Source organism: Sinorhizobium sp. GQ132 (genome assembly GCF_059758575.1).
Map to the genome: position 1 here is coordinate 355,587 of NZ_JCAXDX010000001.1, position 13,383 is coordinate 368,969.

Sequence of the window (13,383 nt, forward strand, 5' to 3'; positions counted from 1 at the left end):
TTCCTGGAAGTGCTCCGATCGATCAGCGGTCGGCGCGCGCCACGACCGCGTGCAACAGGACATTGAGGCCCGGCGCAAGATCGTCGCGGTCGCAGTCTTCCTCGTTGTTGTGGGTGATGCCGCCCTTGCAGGGCGTGAAGATCATTGCCGTCGGGCAATGTCGCGCGAGGAAATAGGCATCGTGGCCGGCCTGGGACTGGATGTCACGCCAGTCGTAGCCCATCCGGACCGCTTCCGCCCGGATTCCATCCACCATCGCGTGATCGAAAATGTCCCCGCCCCAAAACCACTCGTCCTCTATGACCGCGTCGCAGCCGGCGCGGGCGGCGCTTTCGAAGACGGCACGGCGCATCTTTTCACCCATGACGCGCGCGGTCGCCGCATCGGGATGGCGAACGTCGCAGATCGCTTGGGCCGTGTCGGAGAGGATACCCGGTTTGTTCGGCCACGCCGCCAGCCGGGCGCCTGTCGCCTTGCCGTCGCCGACGGCAAAGTCCCAGCCGATGTCGTCCACGGCAGTCAGCCAGCGTGCGCCCGCGATCAGCGCATTGCGGCGCAGGTCCATCGGCGTCGGGCCGGTATGCGCCGTCTTTCCCGTAAAGCGCACCCTCATCCCGTAGCTCGGATATCCGCCCGTCACCACTCCGATATCGCGTTGCTCGAGGTCGAGGATCGGCCCTTGCTCGATATGCAGTTCGTAATAGGCATCGATCTCACCGGCACGACAGGGCTTGTTTCCGTTGTAACCGATGCGCTCGAGCTCGGCGCCAAAACGCGCTCCGTCGTCGGAGACGAGCTCTTTGACCCAGTCCCCGTCATAGGCCCCGACGAAGCAGCCGGAAGCAACCATGGGCGGCGAGAAGCGCGCTCCCTCCTCATTCGTCCAGTTGACGACGACGATCGGACGGCGGGTGACGTGACCGACGTCGTTCAGCGTACGGATCACCTCTAGTCCGGAAAGAACGCCGGCAATCCCATCGAAGCGACCACCGTTGATCTGGGTATCGAGATGGCTGCCGATCAGCACCGGCGGCAGCGACGGGTCGCTTCCTTCGCGCCGCCCGAAGATGTTGCCGAGTTCATCGATCTCGACGCTCAGCCCTGCATCACGACACCAGTTGACGAACAGGTCGCGCATTCTGCGATCATCGTCCGTCAGCGTGAGGCGGGCGAGACCGCCCGGCCGCCCCTGGCCGATTTCGGCGGAAGTCTCGATGGTCGACCAGAAGCGATCGATGTTGGCACGGGTGTTCGATGCGAACGACATGGTTCACCTTTCAAATGCAATTGCGGACGAAGCGGCTCACATTCCGAGCGACATCAGTGTCATCAGCCCCGGGAAGAGAATGAGGAGGAACATGATGAGCGCCATGACGCCGATGAACGGCAGCAGGTAGCGGAAGGACGCCGACATCGGAATGCCACCGGTGCGGCACGCGGCCATCAGGTCGATGCCGAGTGGCGGTGTGTTGGCGCCGATCGCCAGGTTGATGGTCAGGAGTACGCCAAAATAGACCGGGTCGATCTCGAAGACCCGCAGCACCGGCAGGAAAACGGGCGCCAGGATGAGGATGATGGCGATCGATTCCATAAAAGTGCCAAGGACCAGGACCGCGGCCATCATCAGTATGAGAGCGACCGTGGCGCTCTCGGTCGCGCCGGTGATGGCATTGACGACGAGCTGCGGAACCTGCTCGACCGTCAGGATCCAGCCGAAGACCGAGGCGGCCGCGATGACGATGAGGATGGAACCGGTCATTTCCGTCGTGTCGCGCAAGAGGCCGAAGACCTTGGCGAGCGTCAGCTGGCGATAGACGAAAGCCCCGACGAGCAGCGCATAGGCGACGCCGATGCCCGCCGCCTCCGTCGGTGTGAAGATGCCGAAGCGGATGCCGCCGACGATGATGACCGGCGCGAGCAGGGCAAGCACGGATTCGCGCACAGCGGTGCCCAGCCGAGTCCAGCTGAACGGTTCCCCGCCCTTCCAACCGTTTTTGCGGGAAATCCACCACGCGACGACCATCAACCCGAGCCCGAGCAGGATACCTGGACCGATGGAGTGAATGAAAAGCTGCCCGATCGACGTTCCGGTCGCCGTTCCGTAGACGATCAGGACAATAGACGGCGGAATGACCGTGCCAAGCGAACCGGCGCAGCCGAGACCTGCGGCCGAGAAGCCCGGATCGTAGCCGCGCTCCTTCATGGCCGGCAGCAGCATGGAACCGATCGCCACCACGTCCGCGACACCCGATCCCGAGAGCGAGCCGAACATCATGCAGGCGGCAATCATCACGATGGCGAGACCACCCGTCCGCTGTCCCACGACAGCCGCGCAGAGATTGACGATCCTCGGGGCGAGCCCCCCATGCACCATCAGCAAACCGGCAAGCAGGAAAAGCGGGATTGCAAGCAGCGTGAAGCTGTCGATCCCCGCGACCATGCGCTGCGCGACCACCATCAGCGGCAAGACATCGCCGACCAGCAGATAAGCGACCGAGGAAAGCGCAAGCGCAATCGCGATCGGTGCATCGATCAGGAGCAAAAGAATGAAGACCGCAAAGAGGACGAGAAGGGCAAGGCTCATTTGCGCAGTTCCGCGGCAACGAGGGCAACGAGGGCGGTGGCGCCGGTGACCGGCAGCGCGAGATAGACGAGCCCGGCGGGCCAGCTCAGGACCGTGGTTTCATGCGACCATGTCAGCACCGTTATCTTCCATCCGGACCAGATGACGACGACCAGGAACAGGAGGGATGCCAGACGCGCGAGTACGGCCAGGAAGGAACGGAACCGGCCGGGCGCAACGAGCAGGTCCGTCAGGCCGGCGCAAAGATGCGTGTTGCGGACGAAGGCGGAAACCGCACCGATGAACGTCACCCAGACCAAGAGAAGACGCGGGATCTCCTCCGACCAGCGCGGTGTGAAGGAAAGGGCATAACGGCAAATGACGACGTAGACGATGATGGCGGTGAAGGTGGCGATGGCCAGGCCGCCCGCCGCGCGGGCTACGTTGTCTATGGCATTGGAAATCCGCGGGCGCGGTGTCGATGCGTCTTGCATGGAAGCCTCGCTGGATGTGGACGGACGGACATGGCCCGGCGATGGGAAACGTCCTGCCCGCAACCGGCGGGCAGGACGACCGCATCACTTGCGATAGCTGTCCATGACTTCAAGCAGCTCGGGACCGAAAACGTCCTTCTCGCTTTCCCAGATCGGCTTCAGGGCGTCGACGAAGGCAGCCTTGTCCACCTCGTTGAACTGCATGCCTTTCGATTTCAGCTTCTCGATCAGCGCGACCTCGTTATCGGCAACCATCTGGCGCTGAGCGTTGCCCCACTTGACGGCCGCTTCCTTCACGATGGCCTGGTCCTCGGGGGAAACCTGCGCCCAGGTCATGCTCGACACCGTCAGGCATGCGGCGCCCCAGATGTGGCCGGTCATCGAAACGTATTTCTGTACTTCGTAGAACGACGAGGCATCGATGATCGAGAGCGGATTTTCCTGGGCGTCGAACACGCCCTGCTGCAGGGCCGAGTATAGCTCGCCGAAGGCCAGCGGCGCCGGCTGCGCGCCGAGACGTTCGAACGTCGCAAGCCGAACCTTGTCCGGCGTTACGCGGATCTTGATGCCGGCGAGATCGGCCGGCTTGACGATCGGATGCTTGTTGTTGGTGATGTTGCGGAAGCCGTTTTCCCACCAGGCGAGAACCTCGATGCCCTTCGGCCGAAGCAGATCGGCAAGCGCTGTGCCGAGCTTGCCGTCGAGCGCGGCAAAAGCCTGTTCGCGACTGGTCCAGGCATAGGGCATTTCGATGATGCCGAACTTCGGTTCGACGAACTGGAAGGAGCCGCTGCCGATCAGGCCGCCCTGGATGGTGCCGATCTGCATGCCCTCGATGACTTCCTTCTCCGTGCCGAGTTGGCCGGAGGGGAAGATCTCGATCTTGACGCGGCCTTCCGTCTTCTCCGAGACCTCCTTGGCGAAGTCCGTCGAGGCCTTGTGCCAGCTATGGGTGTCGGCAAGCACGTGGCCGAGACGGATCGTTGTTTCGGCCATGGCAGCCGTATGAGCGGAAAGTCCGACGATGCCAGCGATCACGGTGGCGGCAAGACCGCGGGAAATTTTCGAAATGCCCAGTTTCATAGCGCCCTCATTTGTTGCGTTTATTCTGGGCATATTAGGCGGGCATGATGCCCGCAACGCAAATAGCCGGACTCAATGACAAACATTGAGTCCGCTTATGGGAGTGGCTGCGATTTCCTGTGAGAAAAGATCGCATCACTCCACGGTGGCGATACATTCGATCTCAATATCGAAATGCGTCCAAGGCTTGATCGCCACACAACTGCGGGCCGGAAAGCCGCCCGGAAAATACGCGCGATAAACCGCATTCATCTCCGCCGCCAAATCGTTATCGGTGATAAAGACGAGCGATTTGAAGACATTGTCGAGCGAGGAGCCAGCATGGCGGAGGGTGAACGAGAGCGCGTCCATGCAGGCGCGCGTCTGGACGGTCATGTCCCCCCTGACGATCTCGCCTGTGTTCAGGTCGATCGGCGGCATCCCGCACGTATAGAGAAGACCGCCGACGCAGGTCAACGCGGAGGTCGGCGCGCCCAGTCTTCGGATTGCTTCGGAAATCACAGGGATTTCAATGATTTCGTGCTTCATGTCGCATGACCCTTTTATCGGCGCAGATCGTACCCGGTCGTGTGGGAGATACCGTTCGCGCCACGTTTCGAGCAATGTATAGCCGTAGCGTATATTGCGTTCCAAGCCCCTGCATCTTGTTCCACATGGCCCCGGAGGGAGCCACAAAGCTGCCGCCTAATGGTCAGCAAATTGCCCCGTCGTCGCCGCACCGAGCACTTCCGGGGCGTACATGCTCCCCGAGTCGCTTGCGTCGTTTCGACGGCGGAGCGAACGAGCAAGGCGGTATTGCTGCCGATCAAGTCATGCACGTCATGGAGGACAGAACATGATTACTCGCTATACACTCGTTGCATCGCTGACCGTTGCAGCCTCCAGCTTAATGCTTCTCAGCCCGGCTTCGGCTCTGGAAATCGCGCAGGCGCAACAGGCGCAGCCGACACAGACCCAACCCGACGCCGGCGGCACAGGCGCCCCGATCAGCGATCAGAAGATCGAGGCCTTTGCAGTGGCCTATCTTCAGGTCGACAAGGTAAGGCAGGAGTACTCCACGAAAATCGGGGCTACCACCGACGAGGCTGCGAAGGCGAAGCTGCAGAACGAAGCCAGTCAGGAAATGGTGAAGGCCGTAGAGACCGCGCCGAACATGTCGGTGGAGGAGTATACGACGATCCTCAAGGCTGCGCAGAGTGATCCGGCGCTTGCCCAGAAGGTTCAGGAAAAGCTCCAGACGTCCACGCCGCAGCAGCCGCAGCAGCAATAAGCACGGCTTCGACCCTTTGAGCAGCTCCGAGAAGATCGCGTGGCGATTTTCTGTCCGGAGTTGCGCATTTCAAAGACTTAGATCGTTTCACCATTGCGTGAAACGATCCGAGCTCTTCAGCTCACGAGCCAGAACAGTGCCGCGGCTATCAGAACGAACAGTCCCACAGCGGCGAGGAAACGCAGCGTGCCGGCGTTCGTATTGTCGCCGAGCACCCGATTCCAGTATTCGCCGCCAGTGGCGTCGTTCGCTTCGACGCCCGCTTCGGTCGGCGTATTCGTAAGCGTCATCGCGACCTTTCCGTCGCCTCCACTAAGATTGCGCGGATGCGGCTGTGGCGGGTCGGGGCGCGCCCGATCCACCTCGCCGAGATAGGGCGCACCGCTTCCTGCATCGCCGGCATCGGCGACGTGATCGTCGGGCTCCGCGGCACCGCCGGGAGCGAGACCAGTCCGGATCGGCATGCTTTCCTGTTTCCCTGCCATAGTCGGCCTCCCTTCTGCAAAATGAGAAAGGGGGCGCCATCGCGCCCCCATCCGTGCCCAACCGCCGGACCGTTCAGCCGCTTCGGTTGGACTGGTTGTGGGATCCACCGGGTTCGGTCACGCCCTTCAGGCCGGTGCCGGCCATTTGCGGCTGTTCGCGGGCCGCGTCGGCAAGCGAAACGATCCCGACCAACTGCTTGTCATGGTTCACCACGGGCAGCCGTCGAACCTGGATGTCGCCCATGTTGCGCGCGACATCGTCCACCTCATCGTCGTCGAAGCAATATTTCACGTCCGTGGTCATGATGTCGGCCACCCGTGCCTGCGGGTCCATACCATCGGCAACGCCGCGCACGACGATGTCTCTGTCCGTTATCATGCCGATCAGGCGGTCATCGTCTCCGACCGGCATGAAGCCGATATCGTTTTCCGCCATCTGCCGCGCAACAGCCGTTATGGTGTCGTTGGGGCTTGCAAGATGAACGTCTCTTGTCATGATCTCCGATACACGCATTTGTTTTCTCCTTCACGTTTCGTCGGCGGTTTCATCGGCTGCCCGGGAAGGCTCGAGCCGCCGTTACGGCCGCTCAGCGCCCGCCGTCCGGGCGGGCCGCCGGATTTCCTTCGGGCGAAGCGGGCGCCCCAGCCCCCGCCGCGGTCTGCTTTTCGCGCCGCCTGCTGCCGTTGGCCTGGCCCCCGCTCTCCGGCGCGGGGCCGTCTCTCTGCGTTTCCGGTCCCTGCGTTTCAGATCCCTGCATTTCTCTGGCGGCCTGCTCCCAGTGGCGCTGATGCTGCCCGTCCGGCCGGCCCTCCTGCTCCCAGATCGCATAGGCTCTGCGCCTGATGAGCTCTTCGCGTTCGCTGTCCGTGTCCCTTCGCTCGTCCATGTCCCTTACCTCGCCGCTGGACTTCGTTGATGGCGAGTTTCAAACGGCGCGACCGTCCATTTGTTCCGCCCGCGGCGCCATCCGCGCGGGACCTTCAAATGTGCTTTGGCGGCTCCGGATTTTCGTCCGGATTAGGGACCGGAATTTCATCCGGAAGGCGGTCCGGATCGGGCTCCTCGATCGGCGGCTCGGGATACCAGGGCGGCAAGTCCGGCGGCGGCGGCTCCGGTACCGGCTCCGGCTGACGCGGGTTCGGCATTTTCGTCTCCCTTGGGCATGCGGGGGCGACACCCCTCTTTCGGGGACAATCCCGACCGTGCGCGATTGTTCCGCCGGCGGCGCAGCGAACGGGGGCGAAGCGCGGAACCCTTTGGGGCGATCGTGGGTTTGACCCAACATCAGCAAGAGCAAAAGCCAGGAGAGAGCCCATGCCCAGACATCCGGACTATGGCAGATACGATCCCTACGGCCGTCGCGATTGGGCCCGCCGCGACTGGGAGAACGAGCGCCAGCGCGACCCTTACAACTATGGATCCGAGCGCCGCGGTCGGGCGCGCAGCCGCTTCGACGAAGATGTCGAGCCGCGTGGCGCCGACTACGAGAGCTCGATGAACTGGCCGACCGGGAGCTACCGCGGCGGCGAACGCGAACGCTGGAGCGACGACGACTACGATCGTAGGGGCCGCGAGCGCTATTTCAGGGATTATCACGGCCCCGGTTATGGCTATCGCGGCGAGGGCCGTTACCGCGGCTACGGAGGTTACGGCGAAACGCGCGACTATCGCCACGACCGCGATTTTCTCGACCGCGCCAGCGACGAGGTCGCTTCCTGGTTCGGTGACGAAGATGCCGAACGCAGGCGGGAGATGGACCGGCACCGCGGCAAGGGCCCGAAAGGCTACAGGCGCACCGACGGCCGCATCCAGGAAGATGTCAGCGACCGCCTGAGTGACGACGGCGCTCTCGACGCCTCCAACATCGAAGTGAGCGTGTCGAACGGCGAAGTACAGCTCAATGGTTCGGTGAGCTCCAAATGGGCGAAGCGCCGCGCCGAGGACTGTGCAGAGAATGTATCTGGAGTCACGAATGTGCAAAACAACCTGCGCATCGAGACGGCGGATACCGGCACTATTCAGCAGAACCCGAACCTTACCGATCTTAGTTGAGGCGATTGTGGGCGTGAGAGCGGAGGGTGTTTGCTCGCCTCGTCCCTGTGCTCGTCACAGGGACGAGGCGGAGAGATTTCAGTCCTCGGAAAAGTTTCCTGCAGCGCCGCGCGTCTTAGCTGCTGCATGTTTTTGTCCATTGATCGGCTACGATCAATGGCGCACGGTCGGCACCGTGAACCTAAACAGCCCTTAGTTGGAAGCGCGTCGCTGCTCCGCGGCAGATCTTGCCTGCCGCGCCCTCGAGTGCGCCGAGCGCCGAAGAAAACTCAGCAAGCGTTGTTCCTCCACACGCAGTTCGCTGTCCGAGCGCCCGCGCGCCTGAAGCTGTCGCGCGGAGATCGAGGCCGACTTGTCGGCGAGAGCGAGCACATCCGGATGAATGTAGCTGCTCCGGCTGATGGCGGGCGTGTTGTGAAGAACGGACGCCGCCGCTTCGCTCATCTGTTTGATCGTCGGCCACTCACCATGTTCGATCGAGGTGCGAGCGGCCGTGAAAGCCGCGAGAGTGCCGCCCCAGGTCCGGAATGTCTTTGCCGAAACCGCTGTTCCGGCCACCTCTGAAAGGTACCGGTTGAGCCGGCCGGAATCGACCGGCCGCAGGGCGTCGTTTTCATCCTTCCAGACGAAAAGCTGCCTGCCCGGCAGATCCGCGATCTCTTCGAGCAACCGCTGCAATTTGGGGCGGCGTAGCAGCCGCTGGACGCGCTTGCCGCCCTTGCCGATGAATTTCAGCTCTACGAAGCCGTCGCCCAGCCTGAGATGCCGCTTCAAAAGCGTCGTGGCACCATAGCTCCCATTGGCCTGCACGTAAGCCTGGTTGCCGGTGCGCAGATGGGCTTCGTCCAGCAGGGCGACCAGCGCCGCGAGCACGGTTTGCATGTTTTCCACGTCACCCTGCATGTGGCGCCGTATCGTGCGGCGTATCCTGGGCAACGCCTTACCGAATTCCACCAGTTGCGCGAATTTGTCGGCGCTCCTGAGAGCCTGCCACGCGCTGTGATAGCGGTACTGTTTTCGTCCGCGTGCATCGTAGCCCGTGGCCTGCAGATGCCCCCGTTCTTCGAGGCAGATCCAGACGTCTTCATAGGCAGGCGGCAGGCCCAGCGCCGCTATGCGGCTTTTGATCGACGGATCGGTAACGATCGAGCCGTCCGGCATTCGGTAGACAAACCCCTTGCCACGCCTTTGCCGCCGGATGCCCGGCTCGCTGTCGCTGACATAGACGAGCCCGGTTTCCTCGGGCACGAGACCGGCCGCCGCCACGTTCCGCGGACCATTCGCGATCACGCAAGGCGGAGGTTCGAGCACGTCGACCATCGTTGCTCTAACCATTGCCTCCCTCCTGCGGGACGAAGGCGACGACGCTCTGCGCCGGGATAGTGTCGCGATCCGCGCTGGCGCACGTGCCGAACGGTTCTTCGGCTGCCGTGTCGAGCACGCGTAGCCAGCGCCTGCTTCCGTTTCCGCGGGGAAGGGCTATCTCGCAATCACCGCCTGCATTGAGCACGAGGACGATCTCGCCGGCCGGCGAAGCTTCGCCCTGCCCGACGCGGCATATATAGGCGCAAATCAGGCGGAGCTCGGCGTCGTGCCAGGCGCCCTCGTCCATGGGACTGCCATCCGCCTTGTACCAGGCGATTTCGACCCGTCCATTCTCGTCGGGCTCTCCGTCGAGGAATCGCTCCTGCCGCAAGACAGGATGGTCCTTGCGGAAGGCGAGGAGCTTGCGGCAGAAATCCACGAAGCCGTCCTCCGCTCCGCTCCAATCGAGCCAGCCGATCTCGTTATCCTGGCAATAGGCGTTGTTGTTGCCCTGCTGGCTGTTTCCCAACTCGTCGCCGCCGAGCACCATCGGCACGCCCTGGCTGATCATCAGGGTGGCGAGCATGGCCGCCCGCCGCCGTTTGCGCGCCTTGATGATCTCCCCGTTGTCGGTCGGGCCCTCGGCGCCCATGTTGTCGGAATGATTGTCGGAGTGACCGTCCCGGTTCTCCTCGCCGTTCGCCTCGTTGTGCTTTTCGCCGTAGGAGACCGTGTCCATCAGGGTGAAGCCGTCATGGGCACTCACCAGGTTGATCGACGAGGTCGCTGCACGGTCCGAGTGCCTGAACTGCACGGGCGAACCGAGAATGCGCTCGGCAAGCACCGGAACCATGCCGCCGTCTCCCTTCCAGAAGCGCCGGACGTCGTCGCGGAACCGGTCGTTCCATTCGCGGAACGGCGGTGGGAAGCCGCCGAGCTGATAGCCGCCCTCGCCGACGTCCCAGGGTTCGGCGATCAGCTTCACACCCGCCAGGATAGGATCCTGCCGGATCGCGTCGAAGAAGCCGCCCTCGCGATCGAACTCCATGTATTCGCGGCCGAGCGTGCTTGCGAGATCGAAGCGGAAGCCGTCGATATGCATCACTCCCACCCAGTAACGCAGGCTGTCGAGGACCATGCGCAGCACCAGGGGATGGGCAACGTTGAGCGTGTTGCCGGTACCGGTCGTGTCGTAGGTGTGGCGCGGCTCGTCCGGCGACTGACGGTAATAGCTGAAATTGTCGAGCCCCCGGAAGCTCAAGGTCGGGCCCCGTTCCGAGCCCTCCGCCGTATGGTTGTAGACGACATCCATCAGAACCTCGATGCCGACGGAATGAAACCGCTTCACCATCGTCTTGAATTCTGTAAAGCGGTCGCCCTTGAGATAGCGCTCGTGCGGAGCGAAGAATCCGAGCGTCTGATATCCCCAATAGTTTCTGAGATTCCGCTCTACCAGGTAACGGTCGTCGAGGAAATATTGCACCGGCATCAATTCGATCGCCGAAACGCCGAGCTTCGTCAGGTGCTCGATGATCGGATCGCTCGCCATGCCGAGGAACGTGCCACGCAGCTCGTCCGGCACGCCGGGATGCGTCATGGTCATGCCGCGGACATGCGTCTCGTAGATGATCGTTTCCGTCCAGGGACGGCGGATCGCTTCTTCGCCCGCCCAGTCGAAAGTCGGGTCCTGAACGACGCCCTTCACCATGAAGGGGGCGCTGTCGCGCTCGTCGAAGGAAAGATCGCCCTCGGGGCTGCCGATCGTGTATCCGAAGAGCGCATCGTCCCAGATGAGCTCACCCGCGACCAGCTTGGCGTAGGGATCGAGCAGCAGCTTGTTCGGATTGAAGCGGTGACCATTGTGCGGATCGTAAGGTCCGTGGGCGCGGTAGCCGTAGAGGGTGCCGGGACCGATACCCTCGATGTAACCGGACCAGATGTCGCCCTCGCGCTTCGGCAGCGGCATGCGCGCCGTTTCCTGGCGCCCGTCCGGGGAAAACAGGCAGAGCTCGATCTTCTCCGCATGCGCCGAGAAAACCGCAAAATGGGTCCCTTGCCCGGTGTATTCTGCACCGAGTTCAGGTTTTATGAAATCGAGTTCGGAAAAAGTCAGGTTCATTCAGTCGCGCCCTCTACCGCCTTGCCCGGCAGCTTTGATGCAACGCAACGGGCAGGCATTTGTTCCTGTTCCCGGACGAGTGCCGGGGGAACTTTCCCCGCCCTTGGCCAGTTCCTCGCCTTTCATCTCGAGGGACATATCGATGCCGGCGAACTCGACACGTGCACATTTCAGAAACAGCTGGGGCGCGAATTTCATCGACGGCGACACATGCCGGTTTCGTTTGTGGGCACCCGACGAGCGGGACGTCGATCTGGTTCTCGGCGGGGCCGCGCATAAGATGCAGTCACTCGATGGCGGCTGGTTCGAAATCACGCTGGAGGCGAAGGCGGGGGAGCGCTATTGCTTCCGCCTTGCCGACGGCACCGAGGTCGCCGATCCCGCCTCCTCGGCACAGGAGCGGGAAGCTTCCGGTAGGTCGATCGTCGTCGATCACGCCGCCTATGAATGGCAGGCTTCCTCCTGGCGCGGCAGGCCCTGGGAGGAGACGGTCATTTCGGAGTTGCATGTCGGCTGCTTCACGCCGGAGGGCACCTTCCGCGCTGCAATCGAGCGCTTGCCGCATCTGGCCGGGGCCGGAATCACCGCGATCGAGATCATGCCCGTCGCGCAATTCCCCGGTGTGCGGGGCTGGGGTTACGACGGCGTGCTGCACTATGCTCCGCATAATGCCTACGGCAAGCCGGATGACCTGAAGGCGCTCGTGGATGCGGCCCATTCGCTCGGTCTGACGGTCCTGCTCGATGTCGTTTACAACCACTTCGGGCCGGAGGGAAATTACCTTTCCCGCTATGCGAGCCGCTTCTTCAATAAGGATCGCCCGACACCGTGGGGAGCGTCGATCGCCTTCGAGGAGGAAGCGGTCCGGCGCTACTTCATCGAGAACGCGCTCTACTGGCTCGGCGAATTCCGTTTCGACGGATTGCGTCTCGATGCGACCGAACAGATCCGCGATACGACCCGGCCGCATTTTCTCCTCGCGCTGGAGCACGAGGTTCGGGAAACGTTCGCCGAGCGCCAGATCCACCTGGTGCTGGAAGACGCTCACCGCCGAAGAAGCCTTCTGCAGCGCGACGCGAGCGGCACGCGCATGCTCTTCGATGCGGGATGGAACGACGATCTTCACAATGCTCTCCACGTCGTGGCGACCGGCGAAACCAAGGGCCACTATCGCCCCTTCGCCGACGAGCCCTGGGGCAAGATCCGCAGCGCGTTGGCCGATGGCTTCGCCGTGCCGGCAAAGGATGACAATTTCTCTCCTGAGGGGAGCCGAGCCCGCGTGCCGCCGCAAGGCCGCGTAAATTTCCTGCAGAACCACGACCAGATCGGCAACCGCGCCTTCGGCGAACGTCTCGCCTCGCTCCTCCAGGAGGACAGGCTGCGCGTTTTGGCGGCGATGCACATGCTGACGCCGCAAATCCCTCTCCTGTTCATGGGTGAAGAATACGGCGAGACGCAGCCCTTCTGTTTCTTCGCCGACTACCAGGGGGAAATAGCCGAGGCTATCCGGCTGGGACGCCGGGACGAAGCCGAAAATTTCGGCGGCCTTCCAGAGGGCAAGACGATGGATGATCTGCCCGATCCGCTTGACCCGGCCGTCTTTGCCGGCTCAAAGCTGCGTTGGAGCCGCGCGACAAGCCCTGCCGGCGAGCGATATCTTGCCTATATGCGCGACCTCGCCGGGATAAGGCAGCGGCACATCGTGCCGCTGATCGCCGGCACCGCCGTACCGGATTGCCGTGCATACGAGACCAAGGACGGCATCATCGCCGTCGACTGGCAGTTCGGGGAGGCTTGCCTGGAACTGCGCGTCAATCTTTTGCAGGAGACACAGGCCGTTCCCGCAATACGCGGTCAGCCGATCTTCACGAGCGACACGTCCGGGGGCGAGACCGTCGACGGCAGCGAGTTGGCCGGTCCAGGCATCGCCGTCGCCATTGCGCGGTGACACGCCATCGGCAGACAGGGGAACATGCCTTGAGCCTCACGGTTAGACGCCGCGGCGAGTATA

The 13,383-nt window shown here is 62.8% G+C and carries 14 protein-coding genes; 3 read left to right on the plus strand and 11 right to left on the minus strand.

The window, feature by feature from the left end:
* Positions 1-22 precede the first annotated feature (22 nt).
* The 5 genes from AC6CIG_RS01575 to AC6CIG_RS01595 all read right to left on the minus strand — a co-directional run bounded on the left by AC6CIG_RS01575 (position 23) and on the right by AC6CIG_RS01595 (position 4,668).
* Entirely contained in the window at positions 23-1,267 is a 1,245-nt protein-coding gene (locus AC6CIG_RS01575; protein ID WP_102761724.1) for a Zn-dependent hydrolase, read from the minus strand.
* Positions 1,268-1,303: 36 nt separating this feature from the next.
* On the minus strand, positions 1,304-2,584 hold the full coding sequence (locus AC6CIG_RS01580) for a TRAP transporter large permease (protein WP_102761723.1): 1,281 nt from the start codon (positions 2,582-2,584) through the stop codon (positions 1,304-1,306).
* Complete coding sequence (locus AC6CIG_RS01585; RefSeq protein WP_102761722.1) at positions 2,581-3,057, minus strand: TRAP transporter small permease; 477 nt, start codon at positions 3,055-3,057, stop codon at positions 2,581-2,583. The genes AC6CIG_RS01580 and AC6CIG_RS01585 overlap by 4 nt, the downstream gene beginning before the upstream one ends.
* Positions 3,058-3,141: 84 nt before the next feature.
* A complete protein-coding gene (locus tag AC6CIG_RS01590; protein ID WP_102761721.1) occupies positions 3,142-4,140 on the minus strand; it encodes a TRAP transporter substrate-binding protein in 999 nt (332 codons plus the stop codon).
* 135 nt (positions 4,141-4,275) lie between these two features.
* Positions 4,276-4,668 (minus strand): RidA family protein, encoded by a 393-nt coding sequence (locus AC6CIG_RS01595; protein ID WP_102761720.1) that lies wholly within the window; start codon positions 4,666-4,668, stop codon positions 4,276-4,278.
* 307 nt (positions 4,669-4,975) lie between these two features.
* On the opposite strand from AC6CIG_RS01595, the gene AC6CIG_RS01600 reads away from it, so the two are divergent.
* Entirely contained in the window at positions 4,976-5,410 is a 435-nt protein-coding gene (locus tag AC6CIG_RS01600) for a DUF4168 domain-containing protein (protein WP_100671545.1), read from the plus strand.
* Positions 5,411-5,526: 116 nt separating this feature from the next.
* On the opposite strand, the gene AC6CIG_RS01605 is transcribed toward AC6CIG_RS01600, so the two are convergent.
* The 4 genes from AC6CIG_RS01605 to AC6CIG_RS01620 form a co-directional block, all read right to left on the minus strand.
* The gene (locus AC6CIG_RS01605) at positions 5,527-5,895 is read right to left on the minus strand and encodes a hypothetical protein (RefSeq protein WP_018099001.1); all 369 of its coding nucleotides are present in this window, start codon (positions 5,893-5,895) and stop codon (positions 5,527-5,529) included.
* Positions 5,896-5,968: 73 nt separating this feature from the next.
* Complete coding sequence (locus tag AC6CIG_RS01610; protein ID WP_010976090.1) at positions 5,969-6,409, minus strand: CBS domain-containing protein; 441 nt, start codon at positions 6,407-6,409, stop codon at positions 5,969-5,971.
* 73 nt (positions 6,410-6,482) lie between these two features.
* Positions 6,483-6,782: a DUF2934 domain-containing protein gene (locus AC6CIG_RS01615; RefSeq protein WP_102761719.1), complete on the minus strand. Its 300-nt coding sequence runs from the start codon at positions 6,780-6,782 to the stop codon at positions 6,483-6,485.
* A gap of 94 nt (positions 6,783-6,876) precedes the next feature.
* Positions 6,877-7,041, minus strand: a complete 165-nt coding sequence (locus AC6CIG_RS01620) for a hypothetical protein (RefSeq protein ID WP_018099003.1) — start codon at positions 7,039-7,041, stop codon at positions 6,877-6,879.
* Between the two features lie 169 nt (positions 7,042-7,210).
* On the opposite strand from AC6CIG_RS01620, the gene AC6CIG_RS01625 reads away from it, so the two are divergent.
* Complete coding sequence (locus AC6CIG_RS01625) at positions 7,211-7,948, plus strand: BON domain-containing protein (RefSeq protein WP_102761718.1); 738 nt, start codon at positions 7,211-7,213, stop codon at positions 7,946-7,948.
* Positions 7,949-8,140: 192 nt separating this feature from the next.
* Here AC6CIG_RS01625 and AC6CIG_RS01630 read toward each other — a convergent pair whose 3' ends face one another.
* Both AC6CIG_RS01630 and glgX read right to left on the minus strand, forming a co-directional pair.
* Complete coding sequence (locus AC6CIG_RS01630) at positions 8,141-9,283, minus strand: DNA topoisomerase IB (protein WP_498322087.1); 1,143 nt, start codon at positions 9,281-9,283, stop codon at positions 8,141-8,143.
* A complete protein-coding gene (glgX, locus tag AC6CIG_RS01635; RefSeq protein ID WP_102761716.1) occupies positions 9,276-11,372 on the minus strand; it encodes a glycogen debranching protein GlgX in 2,097 nt (698 codons plus the stop codon). Before glgX ends, AC6CIG_RS01630 begins: the two co-directional genes overlap by 8 nt.
* Positions 11,373-11,514: 142 nt before the next feature.
* On the opposite strand from glgX, the gene treZ reads away from it, so the two are divergent.
* Positions 11,515-13,320, plus strand: a complete 1,806-nt coding sequence (treZ, locus tag AC6CIG_RS01640) for a malto-oligosyltrehalose trehalohydrolase (RefSeq protein ID WP_498322089.1) — start codon at positions 11,515-11,517, stop codon at positions 13,318-13,320.
* The last annotated feature ends 63 nt before the right edge of the window (positions 13,321-13,383 follow it).

What these genes read in the sequence shown, in the direction of transcription:
- AC6CIG_RS01590 (WP_102761721.1), bottom strand. Translation starts at nt 4,140, where the DNA reads ATGAAACTGGGCATTTCGAAAATTTCCCGCGGTCTTGCCGCCACCGTG.
- treZ (WP_498322089.1), top strand. Translation starts at nt 11,515, where the DNA reads ATGCCGGCGAACTCGACACGTGCACATTTCAGAAACAGCTGGGGCGCG.
- AC6CIG_RS01610 (WP_010976090.1), bottom strand. Translation starts at nt 6,409, where the DNA reads ATGCGTGTATCGGAGATCATGACAAGAGACGTTCATCTTGCAAGCCCC.
- AC6CIG_RS01580 (WP_102761723.1), bottom strand. Translation starts at nt 2,584, where the DNA reads ATGAGCCTTGCCCTTCTCGTCCTCTTTGCGGTCTTCATTCTTTTGCTC.
- AC6CIG_RS01625 (WP_102761718.1), top strand. Translation starts at nt 7,211, where the DNA reads ATGCCCAGACATCCGGACTATGGCAGATACGATCCCTACGGCCGTCGC.
- AC6CIG_RS01605 (WP_018099001.1), bottom strand. Translation starts at nt 5,895, where the DNA reads ATGGCAGGGAAACAGGAAAGCATGCCGATCCGGACTGGTCTCGCTCCC.
- AC6CIG_RS01595 (WP_102761720.1), bottom strand. Translation starts at nt 4,668, where the DNA reads ATGAAGCACGAAATCATTGAAATCCCTGTGATTTCCGAAGCAATCCGA.
- AC6CIG_RS01600 (WP_100671545.1), top strand. Translation starts at nt 4,976, where the DNA reads ATGATTACTCGCTATACACTCGTTGCATCGCTGACCGTTGCAGCCTCC.
- AC6CIG_RS01630 (WP_498322087.1), bottom strand. Translation starts at nt 9,283, where the DNA reads ATGGTTAGAGCAACGATGGTCGACGTGCTCGAACCTCCGCCTTGCGTG.
- AC6CIG_RS01620 (WP_018099003.1), bottom strand. Translation starts at nt 7,041, where the DNA reads ATGCCGAACCCGCGTCAGCCGGAGCCGGTACCGGAGCCGCCGCCGCCG.
- glgX (WP_102761716.1), bottom strand. Translation starts at nt 11,372, where the DNA reads ATGAACCTGACTTTTTCCGAACTCGATTTCATAAAACCTGAACTCGGT.
- AC6CIG_RS01615 (WP_102761719.1), bottom strand. Translation starts at nt 6,782, where the DNA reads ATGGACGAGCGAAGGGACACGGACAGCGAACGCGAAGAGCTCATCAGG.
- AC6CIG_RS01575 (WP_102761724.1), bottom strand. Translation starts at nt 1,267, where the DNA reads ATGTCGTTCGCATCGAACACCCGTGCCAACATCGATCGCTTCTGGTCG.
- AC6CIG_RS01585 (WP_102761722.1), bottom strand. Translation starts at nt 3,057, where the DNA reads ATGCAAGACGCATCGACACCGCGCCCGCGGATTTCCAATGCCATAGAC.